This window comes from Xanthomonas sp. SS (assembly GCF_014236835.1).
Lineage (GTDB): Bacteria > Pseudomonadota > Gammaproteobacteria > Xanthomonadales > Xanthomonadaceae > Xanthomonas_A.
In genome coordinates, this window is sequence record NZ_CP051190.1 from 4528023 (window position 1) to 4546841 (window position 18819).

Here is an 18819-nt window from a genome sequence, read left to right on the forward strand (position 1 = left end):
TTGATTGGTCTAGGAAAGGCTGGCGATGTTAGCACTCGCATGTGACGACTGCCAGCAACGCTCGCGAAAAAACCCGGTACGCCGGGATGCGCAAGATGTGGTGCTGGCCGGCGCCCTTTCAAGGGCTGGCCACAAAAAAATTTCGCTTCGGCGCCCGTCCGGCCGCGGAACTGGTACCCGGATTCCGCAACGCTGTCACAGGAGCAGGCTAGGCTCGCAGACCCAGGGGGGACCATCCAAAAGGAGTTGTCGATGAAGCCATCCGCCGTTGCCTTACCTCTCGCCTGTCTGCTGGCCCTGGCCGGCCACGCCCAGGCCGCCGTGTTCATCAACGAATTGCACTACGACGATGCCACCGCCGCCGGCGACACCGGCGAGGGCGTGGAGATCGTCGCCACCGCCGGCGAGAGCCTGAGCGGCTACAAGGTCTACCTGTACAACGGCAGCAACCCCGGCGCCGCCGCCGTCTACGCCACGACCTCGGTGCCGGCCGGCAGCCTGGTCACTTGCGGCGGGCAGGTGCGCATCGCCACCGTCGGCTATGCCAGCAACGGCGTGCAGAACGGCCCCAACGACGGCATGGCGCTGGTCGACGGCAGCGGCCAGGTGGTGCAGTTCCTCAGCTACGAGGGCGCGATCACCGGCGGTGGCGGCCCGGCCGCCGGCCTCACCAGCCAGAACCTGCCGGTCAGCGAGAGCAACAGCACCGCCGCCGGTACCTCGCTGCAGCTGCGCGGCAGCAACGGCAGCGCCGCGTCCGACTTCAGCTGGGCCGGCAGTTCGGCCAGCAGCTTCGGTGCCTGCAACAGCGGCCAGACCTTCAGCGGCGGCAGCAGCAATACCGCGCCGTCGGTGACCGCGACCACGCCGGCGCAGGGCGCCAGCAACTTCCCCGCCGCCGGCGACCTGGCGGTGACCTTCAGCGAAGCGGTGACCCTGGCCAGCGGCGCGTTCGGGCTGAGCTGCAGCCAGTCCGGCACGGTGGCGCTGAGCTACCCGAGCAGCGGCAGCCAGTTCGCGATCTCCACCAACACCGCGCTGGCCGCCGGCGAAAGCTGCAGCCTGAGCATCCTGGCGGCAAAGATCAGCGACGCCGGCGGCGCACACCCGGCGCAGGACAGCAGCATCGCCTTCAGCGTCGCCAGCGGCAGCGGCGGCGGTACCAGCGGCTACTACTCGCGGGTCAACACGTCCAACGCCAGCCAGTTGCGCTGCTCGCTGCACGAGACGATCAAGGGCCACACCGTCTATCCGTACAGCAGCAGCTCCGGCACCAGCACCTGGACCATCCTGGAAATCGCCGACGAGGACCCGAACAACAGCGGGCGCATCCTCGACGCCTACCGCAACCGCAGCTACGCCAAGGGCACCGACCGCGCCGGCAGCGGCAGCGGGCTGAAGTACAACCGCGAGCACAGCTGGCCGAACTCGCTGGGCTTCGGCACCGCCAGCGGCGACAAGGGCCTGCCCTACGCGCCGTACACCGATACGCACATGCTGTACCTGACCGACTCCACCTGGAACGCCGACCGCGGCAACAAGCCGTACGCGAACTGCGACAGCAACTGCGGCGAGCGCATCACCGAGGCCAACGCCGGCTTCGGCGGCGGCAGCGGCAGCTACCCGGACAACTCCAACTGGGTGCGCACCCCGGACGGCAACGGCGGCAGCTTCGAAGTGTGGAACCACCGCAAGGGCGACATGGCGCGCGCGGTCATGTACATGGCGATCCGCTACGAAGGCGGCACCGACGCGGCCACCGGGCAGTCCGAGCCGGACCTGGAACTGACCGACGACCGCAGCAAGATCGTGCAGACCTCGGCCTCGCCGGCCTACATGGGCCTGCTGTCGACGCTGATCGCGTGGAGCCAGCAGGATCCGCCGGACGACGCCGAGCGTGCCCGCAACGAAGTGGTGTACAGCTTCCAAGGCAACCGCAATCCGTTCATCGACCACCCGGAGTGGGCGACCTCCTCGCTGTTCACCTCGGCCAAGCCGGGGACCTGCCAGCTGCTCAACTGAGCCGGATCTCCGGCGCGCCGACGGCGGCGCGCCGGAGCATCCAGCGCGCGATCCGGGTGGCCTCGGGCCATCCGGCATCGCTCGCGCATGCAATGGGCGCTCGGCGGCAGATGGCCGCCGCCAGCGTGCGAACGCCGGCACGATCACGGCCCTGTTTTCCCGCCTGCTGCCCTGCATCGCCATCGGGCTACCGTGCATGTCCCGCGACGAAAATCGGTTCGCCGCAGTGCGGCCCTGCGCCATGCCCGGCCCGCGCCATCCCGCGCAGCCCCGCACAGGCCTGCAACCGCACGCCCGCGGGCGCGCACTCATGCCCGAACCAGGCCCGGCAAAGCCCTGCCGGCGTCCCTATACTGTCGGCCGCATGTCTTCGCCCCCACTCCGTTTGCTGTTCAGCACCTGCCCCGATCCGGCCAGCGCCGCGCGGATCGCCCAGGTCTTGGTCGAAGAACGGTTGGCCGCGTGCGTGAGCCGCCTGCCCGGCGTGCACGCCACCTATCGCTGGCAGGATGCCGTGGAGCAGGCCGAGGAAGTGCTGCTGCTGATCAAGACCGCCGCCGACCGCATCCCCGCGCTGCAACAGCGGCTGTGCGAACTGCACCCCTTCGACGTCCCCGAACTGATCGAGGTCGACGTCGCCGGCGGCCTGCCCGCCTACCTGCAGTGGATGTACGCCGAAACCCGTGAGGAACCGTAAGCCGATGACCGTGCTGCACCGTATCGCCGCCCTGTGCCTGCTGGCCCTGGCCGCCTTCCCCGCCCTGGCGATCAGCGAAAAGGATCTGCTGCCGGTCGATCAGGCCTTCGTGCTGAGCGCGCAGGCGCCCGAGCGCGGCCGCATCGAGCTGCACTGGAAGATCGCCGACGGCTATTACCTGTATCGGCACCGGATCGCGGTGCGGGTGCTGAGCGGCTTCAAGGCCAACCCGACCGTGCAGCTGCCGGCCGGGCACAAGAAGACCGACCCGTACTTCGGCGAGGTGGAAACCTATCGCGGCGAGTTGAACGCGGTGCAGAGCGGCGTCGCCGATGCCGCCACGACCAGCCTGCAGGTGGAGGTGCGCTACCAGGGCTGCGCCGACGCCGGCGTGTGCTATCCGCCGCAGAAGCGCCTGCTCACGGTGGCGCTGCCGGCGGCCGAGGCCGGCGCGGCGACGACCGCGTCCTCGCCGTTGCCGGGCAGCGCGCCGGGCGCGGCCGGCCCGGCCGCCAAGCCGTTGTTCGGCGCCGGTGCCGGCGCCGTGCAAGGCCTGCCGCTGCCGTCGGACCAGGCGTTCGGCTTCGAAGCCATCGTCGGCGACGGCAACACCCTGCTGCTGCGCTTCACCCCGGCGCCGGGCTATTACCTGTATCGCGACCGTACCGCGCTGGCGCTGGAAGGCGCGACCGGCATCCGCACCGGCATGCCGCACTGGCCGCAGGGCCGCTCGCACCAGGACGAGCACTTCGGCAACGTGGTGGTGTATTTCGACCAGACCGAGGTCAGCGTGCCGCTGCAGCGGCAGCGCGCCGATGCCGCCGACGCGACCCTGGTCGCCACCTTCCAGGGCTGCCAGACCGACGGCATCTGCTATCCGCCGATGACCCGGCGGGTGAAGCTGTCGCTGCCCAAGGGCAAGCTCAGCCCAACCGACCAGGCCGAAGTGACGCCGCTGCTGGTGACGCCGCTGGACAGCCGCCAGGCCGACGCCAGCGCTGCGGCGGCCGACGCGGCCACGCCGGTGACCGCGCCCGACGCGGCGAGCGTGCCCGACGCCTCGGTGCACAACGCCGCGCGCAGCACCGCGCCCGCGGCCGAGCCGCAGAACCTGCTGTGGGTGTTGCTGGCGGCGCTGGGCGGCGGCCTGATCCTGAACCTGCTGCCGTGCGTGCTGCCGATCCTGTCGCTGAAGGTGCTGGGCCTGGCGCACAGCGGCGAAAGCCATGCGCGCGCCCGCAGCCATGCGCTGTGGTACACGCTGGGCGTGCTGGCGTCCTTCGCCGTGGTCGGCGGCATCGCCGTGGCCGCGCATCTGCTGTGGGGCTTCCAGCTGCAGCGCCCGGGCTTCGTCGCGGTGCTGGCCTACCTGATGTTCGCGATGGGCCTGAGCCTGTCCGGCGTGTTCACGCTCAGCGCCAACCTGGGCGGGCTCGGCCAGTCGCTGTCCTCGCGCAGCGGCCCGCTCGGCGACTTCTCCACCGGCGTGCTGGCCTGCGTGGTCTCCAGCGCCTGCGTCGGCCCGTTCATGGGCCTGGCGCTGGGCTATGCGTTCGCCGCGCCGCCGGCGATTGGCATGCTGGTGTTCCTGACCATGGGCCTGGGCCTGGCGCTGCCGTTCCTGCTGGTCGGCTTCATCCCCTCGCTGGCCAAGCGCCTGCCCACGCCGGGCCCGTGGATGGAGACGCTCAAGCAGGTGCTGGCGTTCCCGATGTACCTGACCGCGATCTGGCTGCTGTGGGTGCTGGGCAAGCAGCGCGGCGTGGATGCGGTGGCGCTGCTGCTGGTCGGCGCCACGCTGCTGGCGCTGGGCCTGTGGTGGATCGAGCGCGCGCGCTGGCGCAGCCACACCCTCGGCTTGCGCCTGGCCTCGCTGCTGGTGCTGCTGGCGCTGCTGCCGGTGTGGGGCGTGACTCGGCTGGCGCCGCCCAGCGTCACTGCAGAACGCAACACCGTCGCCTTCTCGCCGGAGATGCTGGACCGGCTGCGCACCGACAACCGCGTGGTGTTCGTCAACATGACCGCCGACTGGTGCGTGACCTGCAAGGCCAACGAACGCAACGTGCTCGGCAGCGACGCCTTCCGCGACACGCTCAAGCGGGTCGACGCGGTGTACATGAAGGGCGACTGGACCAACGAGGACGCGCGCATCAGCGCCTTCCTGGCCGAACACAAGGCGGTGGGCGTGCCGCTGTACGTGGTCTACGGTCCGGGCGCACCGCCGACCGTGCTGCCGCCGGTGCTGAGCCAGGCGGTGGCCGAGGACGCCCTGCTGCGCGCGGCGCGATGAACGCCACGCCGCCGCGCCTGCTCGCGGTGGCGGCGATCGCGGCTGTGCTGGGCATTGCCGCCGCGCAGGTCTGGTGGCGCACGCCGGCGACAACGCCGTCGGCGCCGGCCACCGGCAGCGCGCTGCCGGCCGGCGTCGCCGCGGCCCGCCCCGGCGATCCGGCACCGGCGCTGCGCCTGCCCACGCTCGACGGCGGCAGCCTGACCTTGGCCCAGTTCCGCGGCCGCCTCTTGTTGGTCAATGTCTGGGCCAGCTGGTGCGAACCGTGCGTGCGCGAGATGCCGGAACTCGATCGCCTTGCGCGTGCGCAGCCGGCCGACGGCCTGCAGGTGCTCGGCATCGCCCTGGACCACCCCGAGGACGTGCGTGCGTTCCTGCAGCGGGTGCCGATCGGCTACCCGATCGCGCTGGAAACCCCCGGCCCGGCCGACGCCAGCGTGCGCCTGGGCGACACCCAGGGCCTGCTGCCCTACAGCGTGCTGATCGACGCCAACGGCCGCATCGTGCGGCAGAAGCTGGGGCCGTTCGCACCGGGCGAAGCGGAGCGCTGGGCGCAGTTGCCGTAGGCGCTCGTTTGCGTACTGGCCCCTGTAGGAGCGGCTTCAGCCGCGACAGGAACTTGCCGAAGGTGCCTGTCGCGGCTGAAGCCGCTCCTACAGGGATCGGGATCGTCGCCTGGATCGGCTTGCGCTATACCGCCTGCCGCTGCGCCTTCCTGCCGGCGCCGCCGCCGGCAACCCGCGCCGGCCCCAGCGCCGCCAGTTCCGCGGCCAGAAGTTGCACGCCGGCGCGCAATTCCGGCACAGCGGTGATTTCCCACAGGCCGCCGCGCAGCAGCGGTCCCAGGCAGTGCAGCCCGGGCACCGGATGGCCGCTGGCATCGCGCACCTGCAAGCGCGCGTCCACCACCAGGCCCAGGCCCAGCGGATCGGCCTGCAGCAGGCCCGCATCGCGCATCGTCGCGACCAGCGGATGGCTGGTGCGCGCGACGTCGGTGTCCAGCCCGGTGGCGCGGATCAGCACGTCGAAGTCTTCGGTGCGCGCGCTGTTGCTGGCGCGGTCGCGGATCACCGCCTCCACCGCGTTCTCGCCCAGCCGCGCGCGCAGCAGGCGCCCGGCGCGGATGCGCAACTGGCCCTGCTGCTGCATCTGCGCCAGTGCCGTGGCCGCGGCCGGCGCCAGCCGATGCCGCGCCGCTTCCCAGTACGGGCGTAGGTGGCGCAGGAAACGCGCGCGCGCTGCCGGCGCCAGGCCCTTCCAGAACGGCTGCAGATGCGGACGCAGCGCATCGACCACGCAGCGCCAGTCCTCCACCACCGTGGTCAGCTGGCGCAGGCTGCGCACCAGGCCGGTGAGGTCGTGGTTGCGCAGCGCCTGCGCCACGCTCGGCGGCAGCGTCACCGGCGCGCCCGGCTGGGCCAGATGCGCCTGCGGCGCCAGGCCGCGCCGCGACAATGCGGTGATCGGACCGCGATGGCCGCGACGGCGCAGGGTCAGCGCGACATCGGCCATGGTCAGGCCGGTGCCGACCAGCAACAGCCGCGCCTGCGGTGGCACCTCGTCCAGTACCCCGTCCTGCCACGGCCAGCCGATGTAGCGCCGGTGCACCGCCAGGCGCGGGCCGATGCCAGGTAACGCCGCCGGCGGCAGCGCGCCGATCGCCAGTACCACCACGTCGCTGACCACGTCCTCGCCGTTGGCCAGGAAGATGCGGAAGCCATCCGGCCCGCGTTCCACCGCCACCGCCTCTTCGCTGACCCGCGCCACTTCCACCGCCGAGGCGGCCAGCGCCGCGTCCAGGTGCTGCTCCAGGTAGCGGCCGTAGCGCAGCCGCGGCAGGAATTCCAGGCGCTGCGCGGCGTCGAGCTGCAAGGCGTCGGCGAACCCGCCCGGATCCTGCGGGTCCACGCCCAGATCCTTGGCGCGCACGTTCAACAGATGCTCCGGCCGCGCCGCGCCATAGGCGATGCCGCGGCCGAAGGTGTCGGCCACGCCGATCAATGTCAGCCGGCTGGCCGTTCCCTGCCTGGCCAGGGCCGCGGCCAGCAGGTTGCCGCAGAATCCTGCGCCGATGATCGCAATTCGCATGGCTGACACTCGTGGCCGGTCGGGCGTCCTTTGTGCCCGGGATGCCGGCGGCGGGTGTAAATCGCCGGTTAATGCGCGCCATCTGGCGCATGCCGATCGGGTATCAGCAGATGCGTTTGTTCCATAAGCGGCGTGCGCCGGACCTTGGCGATGGCGTCGCACGATCGTCGCGCGATGCTGGAATGGCCAGGTGCATTTCCCTCACTGGGAAACGCAGCCACGATGGACGTGCGCGCGATCGACCTACTGAAGCCCTTCTTCGCTCAGCGCCCGCTGCACCGAAGGCCGCGCGTGCACGCGCTGGTACCACGCCTGCAGGTTCTGCAACGCGTCGAAGTGGATGTCCGCCTGGTAGTGCGAGATCAGCCAGGGCGCCTGGCCCCAGCCGGTCAGCGCGTAGAGATAGGCATCGGCGACGGTGAAGGCATCCCCCATCAGGAACTGTCGACCGGCGAGCTGCGCATCGATCCAGGCGAAGCGCTGCTCCAGCTTCGGCCGCGCGGTATCCACGTACTGGCCGGCGAGCCGCGCGTACAGCAGCGGAATGAAGCCCTTGTGGATCTCCGTGGCCAGGAAGTTCAGCCATTCCTGCAAGCGGTAGCGTTGCATGCTGCCGTTGGGCGGCACCAGATCGAGTTCCGGCTTGCGGTCGCCCAGGTACTGGACGATGGCCGGCCCTTCGCGCAGCACGCTGCCATCGTCGAGTTCGAGCGCCGGCACGTAGCCCATCGGATTGACCCGATGGAAATCCTCTCCGTCCCCGGTCAGATGCTTGCGGTGATCGACCCTCACCAGCGCCGCCTCGAGGCCGAGCTCGTGCAGCACGATATGCGGCGCGAGGGAGCAGGCGGCCGGGATGTAGTACAGCTTCATTGCGATCTCCAGAAAGTGGGCGCAGCTCTAGGGCGAGCAGCCCGACGCATTCTAGAAACCAGGTATAGAAAAGGAAGAAGGCACTATAATGTTATGTAGGTACAAAATTTATACCTAGCGTGCGCACACCGAGGGACTTGCGATGAAGGACAACGTGTCCGGCTGCTCCGTGGAAGAGGCCATGCGCCTGCTGGGCGGAAGATGGCGCCTGTTGCTGGTGTCGTACCTGCTCGACGGCCCCAAGCGGTTCAACGAACTGCGCCGCGACGTTCCGGCCATTTCGCAGCGCATGCTGACCCTGGACCTGCGCGCCCTGGAAGAAGCGGGGCTGATTCAGCGCACCGTCTATCCGACCGTGCCGGTCAAGGTCGAATACGCGCTGACCGAGGACGGGCGGCGCCTGGAACCGGTGGTGGCGGTGATGAAGGAGTTCGGGCTGTGGGTCAAGGCGCGGTCTGCCGGCTGAGCGCTGCCGGCTCGGGACCGGAAGGGATGTCCCGGGCTTCAGAGACGCACGTGCGAGACGACTTCGGAATGCAGCCAGTGCCATGCGTCGTCGCACATCGCGCACCGCAACAGCCTCCGCGCAAGAAAGCGCCTCGACTGACCTCGCTCTGGACGGGCTAGGATGCGAGCAGGGCAACTGCGACCAAGCCGCCTCGCGCCTTGCACTGCCCGCGCCGCACGCCGCAGAACCAAACATCCGTTTAAAACACGCGCAACTTCGCCGAACTGGACAGTAATCCCGGCTTCGCGCAGACTGCCGCCCTTTCCGATGCTTTGTCTTCCATGGCGCGACTGCTGCTGTTGCATGGCCCCAACCTCAACCTGCTCGGCACCCGCGAGCCGGGGGTCTATGGGCACACGACGCTGGCGCAGATCGATGCGGCGCTGCTCGCGCAGGCCACGGCCGCCGGGCACCAGCTGGACAGCCTGCAGTCCAACGCCGAGCACGTGCTGGTGGAGCGGGTGCAGGCCGCGCGCGGCGACGGTACTGCCTTCATCCTGATCAACCCGGCCGCGTTCACCCACACCTCGGTGGCGCTGCGCGACGCGTTGGCGGCGGTGGCGATCCCGTTCATCGAGATCCACCTGTCCAACCCGCACAGCCGCGAGCCGTTCCGCCACCACAGCTATTTCAGCGACCACGCGCTCGGCGTGATCTGCGGCTTCGGCGCCGACAGCTACCGCTACGCGATGGACGCGGCGCTGGCCCGGCTGGGAGCCGGCGCATGAGCGGCACTCCCGGCTTCAGCGCGCGTCGCGCAGCGCTGCGCCACCCTCTCCGTGTTCGCCGGGCCGCGTGCCCGGTCATTTCCCGATTCACCTCAAGAGGCCGTTATGGATCTCCGTAAAATCAAGAAGCTGATCGACCTGCTGGAAGAGTCCAATCTCGCCGAGATCGAGATCAAGGAAGGCGAGGAAAGCGTGCGCCTTGCGCGTACGCCCAAGGGCATGATCGCCAGCGCCCCGCAGTACGCCCCGGCCCCCGTCGCCGCGCCGCCTGCGGCCGCGCCGATGCCGATGAGCTCGCCCACCGAGGCCTCCACCGGCGGCACCGCCAAGCCCGGCAACGCCCTGCCCGAGGGCCACGTGCTGCGCGCGCCGATGGTCGGCACCTTCTACACCTCGCCGTCGCCGGACAAGCCGGCCTTCGTCACGGTCGGCCAGGCGGTCAAGGCCGGCGAGACCCTGGCGATCATCGAGGCGATGAAGATGTTCAACCCGATCGAAGCCGACGTCTCCGGCACCATCGTCGCGATCCTCAGCGACAGCGGCGTGCCGGTGGAGTTCGATCAGCCGTTGTTTGTGATTGGCTGAGCGGCCGGGATTGGGGATTCGTGATTTGGGATTCGCAACAGCGGCCGCACGAGCGCCTCACGGTGTGGCGCGATGCGATGGCGTTGGTCGAAGCGATCTACCATCTCACCCAGAACTTCCCCGATGCCGAACGCTTTGGACTGACCGCACAGATGCGGCGCGCGGCGATCAGCGTTCCCTCCAACATCGCGGAGGGCGCCGCGCGGCGGTCCACTGCCGAGTACCTGCGCTATCTGTCGATGGCGCGAGGCTCGCTGGCCGAATTGGATACGCAGATGCAGATCGCGACACGGCTGCAGTTCGGTTCGCCGGACGCGGCAACCCTCGATCTCTTGAACCGCACCTTTTCCAGGCTCAACGCATTGATCCGCACGCTGGACGATTCGCGACATCTGCGCGAGCCCGGCGCCCTCTACGAATCTCCAATCTCGAATCCCGAATCCCATGCTCGATAAAGTCGTCATCGCCAATCGCGGCGAAATCGCACTGCGCATCCTGCGCGCGTGCCATACGCTCGGCATCCGCACGGTCGCGGTGCATTCCACCGTCGACCGCAACCTCAAGCACGTGGCCATGGCCGACGAGTCGGTGTGCATCGGCCCGGCGTCCTCGGCCGAGAGCTACCTCAACATCCCGGCGCTGATCGCCGCGGCCGAGGTCACCGACGCGCAGGCCATCCATCCCGGCTACGGTTTCCTGTCGGAGAACGCCGACTTCGCCGAGCGCGTGGAACAGTCCGGTTTCATCTTCATCGGGCCCAAGGCCGACACCATCCGCCTGATGGGCGACAAGGTCGAGGCGATCCGCGCGATGAAGGCCGCCGGCGTGCCGTGCGTGCCCGGCTCGGGCGGCCCGTTGGGCGACGACATCGTCGCCAACACCAAGGTCGCGCGCGAGATCGGCTACCCGGTGATCATCAAGGCGGCCGGCGGCGGCGGCGGCCGCGGCATGCGCGTAGTGCATTCGGAGGCGGCGCTGAAGGCGGCGATCGAGACCACCAAGTCCGAGGCCAAGGCCGCTTTCAGCAACGACCAGGTGTACATGGAGAAGTTCCTGGAGAATCCGCGCCACGTGGAGATCCAGGTGCTGGCCGACGGCCAGGGCAACGCCATCCACCTGGGCGAGCGCGACTGCTCGATGCAGCGCCGCCACCAGAAGGTGGTCGAAGAAGCGCCCGCGCCCGGCATCACCGAGCAGCTGCGCAGCGAGATCGGCAAGGTCTGCGTAGATGCCTGCGTGCGCATCGGCTACCGCGGCGCCGGCACCTTCGAATTCCTGTTCGAGGACGGTCGTTTCTACTTCATCGAAATGAACACGCGCATCCAGGTCGAGCACCCGGTCACCGAGCGCATCACCGGCATCGACCTGGTCTGCGAACAGCTGCGCATCGCCGCCGGCCACAAGCTGAGCATCAAGCAGAGCGACATCGTGCTGCGCGGCCATGCGATCGAGTGCCGCATCAACGCCGAGGACCCGGAAACCTTCATGCCCAACCCGGGCCTGATCACCGGCTTCCACCCGCCCGGCGGCCCCGGCGTGCGCGTGGACACGCACATCTACAGCGGCTACAGGGTGCCGCCGAACTACGACTCGATGATCGGCAAGCTGATCGTGCACGGACCGGACCGCGACACCGCGATCGCGCGCATGCGCGTGGCGCTGAGCGAGATGGTGGTGGACGGGATCAAGACCAACATCCCGCTGCAGCAGCGGATCATGCGCGACAAGGGCTTCCAGGCCGGCGGGCAGAACATCCACTACCTGGAAAAGCGCCTGGCCGAGCGCAAGAACAAGTCGATTGCGTTGGTTTGAGAGCCGGGATTGGGGATTCGGGATTGGGGATTCGCAAATGCGGGGTCCGGGTCGCGATCCCTTCCTGGTGATGGCAGGCGACCGGTTCTAGTCGCTGCCAGGACGCGTCTTGGGCAAGCGTCGCCGGATGCGCGTTGCGCGGCACATTGCGGATCGCATCCGGCCGCTTCGGATTGCTCGCAGATGGCGTTGCAAAATCCTGCCGTCGGCATCGCCGCCGCGTTTTCCGTCAGCGCTTGGCGTAGTGGCTGGGCGCTTCGCCCACGTGGCGGCTGAAGGCGACGCTGAAGCTGCTGGTCGAGCCATAGCCGACGCGTTGCGCCACCTCGGCCACGTTCGATCCGCGCCGCAGCAGGTCCTTCGCCAGCTCCATGCGCCAGGCCAGCACGTACTCCATCGGCGGCACGCCGACCGTGCGGGCGAAGCGGTCGAAGAACGTCGAGCGCGACAGCGCGGCCGCCTGCGCGAGTTCGCCCACGGTCCAGGCGTGATCGATGCGGGCATGGATCCGCGTGAGCGCCGGCGCCAGCCGTTCGTCGCCCAGACCGCGCAACAGGCCCGGCGGCGCATTTCCCGCCGTCGTCCAGCGCATGGCCTCGACCAGCAGCATCTCGACCAGCCGCGACAGCATGTAGTCGTTGCCCGGCTTCCTGTCGTGGTACTCCTCTCCCACCATCTGCACCAGTTGCATCAGCCGGCCCACGCCGCGCACGTGGACCACCGCCGGCAGCAGCGAGACCAGCAGCCCGGCATGGGCGCTGTCGAACAGGAAGGCGCCGCCCAGTGAGCGCATGTCCGGCGCGCCGTCGGGTTCGCCGTGGCGCCGCTCGCCCTGCCCGCCGGGAACGACCTTCGGATCGATGAACACCGGCGGCCCCGGCACCAGGCTGGAGAGCGTGAACGCCGGCGTGGTCGGCAGCAGCACGAAATCGCCGGCGCCGATCGCGAGCGGCGGATGCCCGTCCACCGCCAGCACGGCGCTGCCTTCCAGCACGATGCAGAACCCCGGCTGCCCGTACTCGGCATAGCGCACCGCCCAGTTGCCCTTGCCGCTGATCAGGTTGGCGAACACCGCGCGGGGGTGGAGCAGGCGGACGAGCTCAGAAAGCGGATCGTGCATTTCGGACTTTCGCTAAAACAAAACGGATTCCGCATTATCGATCATCCGAGACAGCTGACCTATCGTTTCCTCCCGAGTCCACTCACTTCTGGAGACCGCAATGAAGACCGTCCTGATCACTGGCTGCTCCTCCGGCTACGGCCTGGAAACCGCGCGCCACTTCCTGGCCCAAGGCTGGAACGTCGTCGCCACCATGCGCCAGCCCCGACCGGCGCTGCTGCCGGCCTCGCCCGACCTGCGCATGCTGGCGCTGGACGTGACCCAGCCCGACAGCATCGCGCTGGCGCTGGAGGCGGCCGGCCCCATCGACGTGCTGGTCAACAATGCCGGCATCGGGCTGTTCGGCGCGTTCGAGGCCACGCCGATGGCGACCGTGCGCGAGGTGTTCGAGACCAACACCTTCGGCGTCATGGCGATGTGCCAGGCCGCCATTCCCCGGTTTCGCCAGCGCGGCGCGGGCGTCATCGTCAACGTGACCTCCAGCGCCACGCTGGCGCCGTTCCCGCTGGTGGCCGCGTACACGGCGAGCAAGACTGCGGTGCAGGGCTTCACCGCATCGCTGCGCCACGAACTGCAGGCGTTCGGCCTGCGGGTCAAGCTGGTGGAGCCCGGCTACGGCCCGTCCACCCAGTTCACCGCCAACGGACAGCAGCGCATGCAGGGCCTGATCCCGGACGCCTACGCGCCCTTTGCCCGCGAGGTGTTCTCGCACCTGGGCCAACCGGCGGCGGTGACCATGGCCAGCGACGTCGCCCAGGCGATCTGGGAAGCGGCCAACGACGTTTCCGAGCGGCTGCATTTCCCGGCCGGCGCCGATGCCGTGGCGCTGTCCGAACAGCGCTAGGTGCGCCGCACGTCCGCCGCGATGCGCTGAAATATCGGGTCGCACCAACAGATCGGGGCCGAAGACTCGCCTTTGCGAATCCCCAATCCCCAATCCCAAATCCCGGCTACTTCGCCTGCGTCCCCGGCACCGGTTCGGCGCCCAGGGTCGAGGTCGGGCTGACGATCATCACCGTCTCGGTGGAGCCGTCCGGCCACACGATCTGGAAGGTGCTGCCCGGGCTCAGCGTGGAGAACGGCATGCCGCTGCGGGCGCGGTAGATCGCCGCCACCTGCGCGGCGCCGGCGCGGCGCAGGTCCGGGTCGGCGTGCGTGGTGGTCAGTTCGACCTTGGACAGACCGCGGTAGCGCTGCTCGGCCGTGTCGATCAGCAGCAAGCCGGCCGCCGCCGCCGAATAGGCGACCAGGGCCAGCACCCAGAACCAGAACTTGGCGCCGTGCAGCCATCGCCGGTAATTCATGAGCCCGCTCCTGTCGTATCCACCAGACGGTTGACCATGTCGTTCATCGTGTCCGTGCCTTGCCGCGGCACCGCGGCGTCGTAAACAAAACTGCTGAAATCCTGGGTCGGGTCCTGCGAACAGATCCCGCCGTTGGCGCAATAGCGGGTCATCAACTCGCTGTTCGGGCCGCAATCCAGCCCCAGCCGGCAGGCCGCCAGCTGCCAGGCCAGTTCGGTGAAGGCGGTGCCGGCGATGCGCTCGTCCAGGCTGTCGTCGCCGCTGGCGGCCAGGCCCATCGCCGGCGCCAGCGCCATGTAGGCGTCCGGATCGCCGGAGGCGCGCACCCGTTCGACCAGGTCGCGCTTGTAACCGGCCGAGGACTGCAGCGGCTGCCCCAGCGTCAGCAGCGCCGCCTCCGCGGCCAGGTTGCCGCCGCGCGCGGCCTGCACGCGCTGGGCGACGATGGCCTGGCGGGTGAGGCCGTCGCCGGGCACGAAGCCGGCGCAGCGGCGGCCGACCCGCGCGCGCGCATCGACCATGCGCCCCGAGGTCGGCAACTGCGCCGCATCGATCGCGCGGGTGTCGGCGGCATAGCCGGCCGGATTCATCGCATAACCGGCGCAATAGTCGTAGATGCGGCTGAGCAGCCAGGACGCATCGGCATCGCCCTGCGCGGCGGCGGCGGACAGTTGCTGCGCGGTGCGGTACAGGTCGGGGCTGCGTTCCAGCGCGGTGCGGCGGTCGGGCGACGCCGCCGGCAATGCCTGCACCGAGCTGCGCCTGCGCTGGTCCTGCCCCGACACGTCCGCGATGACCGGGGTGGCCACAGCGGCACCCGCGGTCACCGGCAGCGCCGGCGCCGCCGCCAGCAGCAGCAGCGCGCGATAGCCGACCACGCCCAGCAGCAGCGCAGCGGGCGCCAGCAACAGCCAGGTTTTGCGGGACACGGCGAAGGGCATGCGCGTAGTCGATCGGGGCAGCAGGCGAGGAGCGCGGCCGCGTCCGCTGGAACCGGGGGCCGCCGCAATGTCGCAGTCTAACGCAGCCGATGGCGGGCCACGGCAGACAATGGCGGCCGCGGTCACGGCGCGCGCGACCGGCGCCGGTTCGGGCCGCCGCGGCGGTCGTCTAAGATGCGCGGTCATTCCTCCTTGTGCCCGACCGATGCCGTTCCTCGAACTGACTGTGCGCTGCACCGATGCCACCCAGCCCCGCTACGAGAACGCGCTGGAGGACGTCGGCGCGCTGGCGGTCACCCTGCTCGACGCCGAGGCCGACACCAGCAACGAGCGCGCGATCCTGGAACCAGGGGTCGGCGAGACCCCGCTGTGGGGCACGCTGGTGCTCAGCGCGCTGTTCCCCGCCGAGCAGGACGCGTTGCTGCTGCTGGCCGCGCTGGAAGCGTTCGATCCGGGCCTGGACTGGGCCCAGGCCACGTTCCGCAAGGTCGACGACCAGGACTGGGAACGCGCCTGGCTGGACCAGTTCCAGCCGATGCGCTTCGGCACGCGCACCTTCATCGTGCCGTGGAACCACGACCTGCCCGAGGACGCGCGCGGCGCCGATGCCGCGGTGGTGCGGCTGGACCCGGGCCTGGCGTTCGGTTCCGGCACCCACCCGACCACCGCGCTGTGCCTGCGCTGGCTCGATGCCCTGGCCGCCGACGGCGCGCTGGCGCAGGCGCGCGTGCTCGACTTCGGCTGCGGCTCCGGGATCCTGGCGCTGGCCGCGCTGAAGCTGGGCGCGGCGGCGGCGGTGGGCGTGGACAACGACCCGCAGGCGCTGCTGGCCACGCACGACAACGCCGAGCGCAATGACGTCGGCGCGCGCCTGACGGTGCACCTGCCGGCCGACGAGCCGGCGGCCACCTATCCGGTGGTGGTCGCCAACATCCTGGCCTCGGCGCTGGACGCGCTGGCGCCGACCCTGGCCGAACGCGTCGCGCCGGGCGGGCGCATCGCCCTGTCGGGGATCCTGCATGGCCAGGAACAGGAGCTGTTGCAGCGCTACGCACCGTGGTTCGAGCAGCTGCGCAGCGAACAGGACGGCGACTGGATGCGCATCGACGGCGTGCGTAGCGCCTGAGTTCGCGGACCGGCGGGTCCGCTCACGCGCTCGCGCCGGATCCAGCACTCACCCGCGGCCTGCGGCCAGGCTGCGGATCGCCGCGGTCAGCAACGCCGCCTCGGCATGGATCGCCAGCACCCGGGTCCGCGGCCGCCAGCCCTGCGCGCGCAGGCGGCGCTCGTGCCAGCGATGGCCGCGCCGCGCCCGCGGCAGCCGCCAGGCCAGTTCCAGCAGCACGCCGATCAGTGCCGATGCGCCCAGGGTCTGCACCAGCGCCAGCCAGCCCGCGGCGTGCACCAGCAGCCATAGCAGCGCCGGCGCCCGCGACGGCGGCGCGGGCGGATACGGCAGCGCGAACACCTGCCACGACCAGCCCTGCCTGACCGCGCAGCGGCCGTCGCCGGCATCGGCCCAGATCCGGTAGCGGTGCGCGCCGATCCCCGGCGGCGGCCGCGGGCGGCTGTGCGTGCGCAGCGGGGCGATCGCGAAACGAGAGCGGTGGGCATCCTGCAGCGGGGCATCCTGCGTGTGCATCGGCGCGTCCTGGTCCATGGCAGCGGGTCGGGCGGCGGCGGCAGAGACGGCGCAAACGATGCGGCGTCTTCACTGCGCACAGCCATCGCCGACGACAGTATCAACAACAAAGCCCACATTGAAAGCCGTACGAACCAACTTTCCCAGTCGGCGCGGCTATATCTCGCCTCCCCCGCGGAGGTGAGTGTGAACAGCAGGCTGTACGAACGGGTGCGCGAAGCGCGCAAGCTGACCGGTCTCACCCAGGAAGCGCTCGCGCTGGACCTGTCGGTGACCCGCAGCGCCGTGGCGCAGTGGGAGATGGCCGACGGCACCGCGCCGGCGGTGGAGCACCTGATCGCCCTGGCCCGCCGCAGCGGGCTGACCTTCGAATACCTGGCCACCGGCCGCGGCGAACGCGTGTTCGGCGAACCGCTGTCCGTCGCCGAGGAAGCCGCGCACTACCGGCAGCTGTCCGACCAGCAGGCGCGCCTGCTCGACAGCTTCGAGACCCTGAGTCCCCGCCAGCGCGCCGGCCTGCTGGACCTGATCGGCACCGGCAAGCACCGGCGCTGAGCAGGGATCCGATGTCCCTGTAGGAGCGGCTTCAGCCGCGACAGGAACTTACCGAAGGTGCCTGTCGCGGCTGAAGCCGCTCCTACAGAAGCCCACGAAGGCCACGAGCGCACTGCAGCTCGCTCCCGCGCGTGCTTGAATAGGGGTCTCGTTGCCGCCGTCGCCTGCACGCATGCCCGATCCCACCCCGCCCCGTCCCAGCCTGGCGACCTTGCTGCGCCAGCCCCAGCCCCAGCAGCCGGTGCCGGAACAGGCCGATGCCGCCGAGACGGCAGGTCCCGCTGCGGACGCGGCGGCCGGCCCCGCCGAGACGGGCGATACCGGTAACGGCGCGGCGCCGCGTGCCGATGCCCCCGGCGCGCCGGAGTCCGAGCCGGCGTCGATGTCGGAGGCGGACGCCTCGCGCGCCGCCGGAGTCGCCGCAACGCCGCCCGCCGCGGCGACCGGCGAGTCGATCGCGCCTGCCGGACTCGAACCGCAGTCCGAACCGGAGCCGGTGCTGGAACCGGCGCTGGCGCCGCCGCCGGAGCAGGAACCGGAACTTGCCACAGCAGCGATCGCCACCACCAGCGCCGCGCCCAGTTTCATGCAGCCCAGCGCGCCACGCCGGCCGGTACTGCGCGCCGCGCCCTGGCAGTGGATCGCGCTGGTCGGGCTGGGCCTGCTGCTGGCGCTGCAGATCCTGGTCGCCGACCGGCAACGGCTGGGCGCCGACGTGCGCTGGCGACCGTGGGTGGCCGGCGTGTGCCAGGCGCTGCGCTGCAGCCTGCCGCCGTGGCGCGAGCCGAGCGCGTTCACCATGCTCAGCCGTGAGGTGCGGCCGCTGCCCGGCCGCGCCGGCACCCTGCAGATCCAGGCCACCTTCCGCAACGACGCGCGCTGGGCGCAGGCCTGGCCGCTGCTGCAGCTGTCGCTGGCCGACGCCGACGGCCGCACCATCGGCAGCCGCGTGCTGCGCCCGGAGGAGTACCTGGGCCGCACCCGCCCGGATACGGCGACGCTGGCACCCGGACAGAGCGCGCAGGTGGCGTTCCAGGTGCGCGAACCGGCCGCGGGAACCGCTGCATTCAGTTTCGACTTCCACTGAAACGCTGTGACACCACGATCCGGCATGGCAGCGAGGCAGGCCACGCGCTAGACTCGTCCCCCCGCGCCGGCCCTCCAACCTTCCGGCGCCGACGTCATCCGGGGACCCGCCGAACTTGAACGCTGCCACCACTCGTCCTGACTCCAGTCGCGGCGCGCCGAAGCCGACGCTGCGCGAACACGTGGCGCAGTCCGTGCGCCGCTACCTGCGCGACCTCGATGGCTGCGACGCCGACGATGTGTACGAGATCGTGCTGCGCGAGATGGAGATCCCGTTGTTCGTGGAAGTGCTCAACCACTGCGAAGGCAACCAGAGCCGCGCCGCGGCGATGCTGGGCATCCATCGCGCCACGCTGCGCAAGAAGTTGAAGGAATACGGGTTGGCTTGAGGCGGGACTCGGGACTCGGGACTCGGGACTCGGGACTCGGGACTCGGGACTCGGGACTGCAGAATCGCCTCCTCATGCAAATCGTCAAGCGACCCGAGAAAAAGCCGCCCTTTCTGCAGAAAAGGCAGCTTTTTTATTTCAGCCCGGGCGCTTTTGTGTAGGAGCGGCTTCAGCCGCGA

Annotated in this window: 20 protein-coding genes; 14 read left to right on the plus strand and 6 right to left on the minus strand. The window is 70.2% G+C overall.

What is annotated here, in order from left to right:
• Window positions 1–252 precede the first annotated feature (252 nt).
• From HEP74_RS19065 to HEP74_RS19080, 4 genes are all read left to right on the plus strand, one after another.
• Window positions 253–2022, plus strand: a complete 1770-nt coding sequence (locus HEP74_RS19065) for an endonuclease (protein WP_185814198.1) — start codon at window positions 253–255, stop codon at window positions 2020–2022.
• Between the two features lie 364 nt (window positions 2023–2386).
• Window positions 2387–2719: a divalent-cation tolerance protein CutA gene (cutA, locus tag HEP74_RS19070; RefSeq protein ID WP_185814199.1), complete on the plus strand. Its 333-nt coding sequence runs from the start codon at window positions 2387–2389 to the stop codon at window positions 2717–2719.
• A gap of 4 nt (window positions 2720–2723) precedes the next feature.
• Window positions 2724–5009, plus strand: a complete 2286-nt coding sequence (locus HEP74_RS19075) for a protein-disulfide reductase DsbD family protein (protein ID WP_185814200.1) — start codon at window positions 2724–2726, stop codon at window positions 5007–5009.
• Window positions 5006–5575 carry a TlpA family protein disulfide reductase gene (locus tag HEP74_RS19080; protein WP_185814201.1) on the plus strand — a complete coding sequence of 190 codons (570 nt, stop codon included), beginning with the start codon at window positions 5006–5008 and terminating at the stop codon, window positions 5573–5575. The genes HEP74_RS19075 and HEP74_RS19080 overlap by 4 nt, the downstream gene beginning before the upstream one ends.
• A gap of 124 nt (window positions 5576–5699) precedes the next feature.
• Here HEP74_RS19080 and HEP74_RS19085 read toward each other — a convergent pair whose 3' ends face one another.
• Window positions 5700–7097 carry an FAD/NAD(P)-binding protein gene (locus HEP74_RS19085; RefSeq protein ID WP_185814202.1) on the minus strand — a complete coding sequence of 466 codons (1398 nt, stop codon included), beginning with the start codon at window positions 7095–7097 and terminating at the stop codon, window positions 5700–5702.
• 243 nt (window positions 7098–7340) lie between these two features.
• A complete protein-coding gene (gene gstA / locus HEP74_RS19090) occupies window positions 7341–7970 on the minus strand; it encodes a glutathione transferase GstA (protein WP_185814203.1) in 630 nt (209 codons plus the stop codon).
• Window positions 7971–8124: 154 nt separating this feature from the next.
• On the opposite strand from gstA, the gene HEP74_RS19095 reads away from it, so the two are divergent.
• The 5 genes from HEP74_RS19095 to accC all read left to right on the plus strand — a co-directional run bounded on the left by HEP74_RS19095 (window position 8125) and on the right by accC (window position 11603).
• Window positions 8125–8436 (plus strand): winged helix-turn-helix transcriptional regulator, encoded by a 312-nt coding sequence (locus HEP74_RS19095; RefSeq protein WP_221893137.1) that lies wholly within the window; start codon window positions 8125–8127, stop codon window positions 8434–8436.
• 323 nt (window positions 8437–8759) lie between these two features.
• The gene (gene aroQ / locus HEP74_RS19100) at window positions 8760–9206 is read left to right on the plus strand and encodes a type II 3-dehydroquinate dehydratase (RefSeq protein WP_185814205.1); all 447 of its coding nucleotides are present in this window, start codon (window positions 8760–8762) and stop codon (window positions 9204–9206) included.
• 105 nt (window positions 9207–9311) lie between these two features.
• Window positions 9312–9791: an acetyl-CoA carboxylase biotin carboxyl carrier protein gene (gene accB, locus HEP74_RS19105; protein ID WP_185814206.1), complete on the plus strand. Its 480-nt coding sequence runs from the start codon at window positions 9312–9314 to the stop codon at window positions 9789–9791.
• A gap of 20 nt (window positions 9792–9811) precedes the next feature.
• Window positions 9812–10246: a four helix bundle protein gene (locus HEP74_RS19110; RefSeq protein ID WP_185814207.1), complete on the plus strand. Its 435-nt coding sequence runs from the start codon at window positions 9812–9814 to the stop codon at window positions 10244–10246.
• On the plus strand, window positions 10236–11603 hold the full coding sequence (accC, locus tag HEP74_RS19115) for an acetyl-CoA carboxylase biotin carboxylase subunit (RefSeq protein WP_185814208.1): 1368 nt from the start codon (window positions 10236–10238) through the stop codon (window positions 11601–11603). The genes HEP74_RS19110 and accC overlap by 11 nt, the downstream gene beginning before the upstream one ends.
• Window positions 11604–11832: 229 nt before the next feature.
• Here the strand turns inward: accC and HEP74_RS19120 are convergent, their stop codons facing one another.
• A complete protein-coding gene (locus HEP74_RS19120) occupies window positions 11833–12723 on the minus strand; it encodes an AraC family transcriptional regulator (protein ID WP_185814209.1) in 891 nt (296 codons plus the stop codon).
• A 100-nt stretch (window positions 12724–12823) separates the two neighbouring features.
• Between HEP74_RS19120 and HEP74_RS19125 the strand changes: the two genes are divergently transcribed.
• Window positions 12824–13567 carry an SDR family oxidoreductase gene (locus tag HEP74_RS19125; RefSeq protein WP_185814210.1) on the plus strand — a complete coding sequence of 248 codons (744 nt, stop codon included), beginning with the start codon at window positions 12824–12826 and terminating at the stop codon, window positions 13565–13567.
• 106 nt (window positions 13568–13673) lie between these two features.
• On the opposite strand, the gene HEP74_RS19130 is transcribed toward HEP74_RS19125, so the two are convergent.
• Together HEP74_RS19130 and HEP74_RS19135 are read right to left on the minus strand one after the other, a co-directional pair.
• Window positions 13674–14027 (minus strand): hypothetical protein, encoded by a 354-nt coding sequence (locus HEP74_RS19130; RefSeq protein WP_185814211.1) that lies wholly within the window; start codon window positions 14025–14027, stop codon window positions 13674–13676.
• Entirely contained in the window at window positions 14024–14968 is a 945-nt protein-coding gene (locus HEP74_RS19135) for a hypothetical protein (protein ID WP_185814212.1), read from the minus strand. The genes HEP74_RS19130 and HEP74_RS19135 overlap by 4 nt, the downstream gene beginning before the upstream one ends.
• 205 nt (window positions 14969–15173) lie before the next feature.
• Between HEP74_RS19135 and prmA the strand changes: the two genes are divergently transcribed.
• Window positions 15174–16094, plus strand: a complete 921-nt coding sequence (gene prmA, locus HEP74_RS19140) for a 50S ribosomal protein L11 methyltransferase (protein ID WP_185814213.1) — start codon at window positions 15174–15176, stop codon at window positions 16092–16094.
• Window positions 16095–16142: 48 nt separating this feature from the next.
• Here prmA and HEP74_RS19145 read toward each other — a convergent pair whose 3' ends face one another.
• Window positions 16143–16610 (minus strand): hypothetical protein, encoded by a 468-nt coding sequence (locus HEP74_RS19145; RefSeq protein WP_185814214.1) that lies wholly within the window; start codon window positions 16608–16610, stop codon window positions 16143–16145.
• Window positions 16611–16796: 186 nt separating this feature from the next.
• Here HEP74_RS19145 and HEP74_RS19150 point away from each other — a divergent pair, with 186 nt between their 5' ends.
• The 3 genes from HEP74_RS19150 (at window position 16797) to fis (ending at window position 18640) form a co-directional block, all read left to right on the plus strand.
• Entirely contained in the window at window positions 16797–17165 is a 369-nt protein-coding gene (locus HEP74_RS19150) for a helix-turn-helix transcriptional regulator (protein WP_185814215.1), read from the plus strand.
• Window positions 17166–17337: 172 nt separating this feature from the next.
• Window positions 17338–18252 carry a DUF3426 domain-containing protein gene (locus HEP74_RS21965; protein ID WP_255427800.1) on the plus strand — a complete coding sequence of 305 codons (915 nt, stop codon included), beginning with the start codon at window positions 17338–17340 and terminating at the stop codon, window positions 18250–18252.
• Window positions 18253–18367: 115 nt separating this feature from the next.
• Window positions 18368–18640 carry a DNA-binding transcriptional regulator Fis gene (gene fis, locus HEP74_RS19160; protein WP_185814216.1) on the plus strand — a complete coding sequence of 91 codons (273 nt, stop codon included), beginning with the start codon at window positions 18368–18370 and terminating at the stop codon, window positions 18638–18640.
• The last annotated feature ends 179 nt before the right edge of the window (window positions 18641–18819 follow it).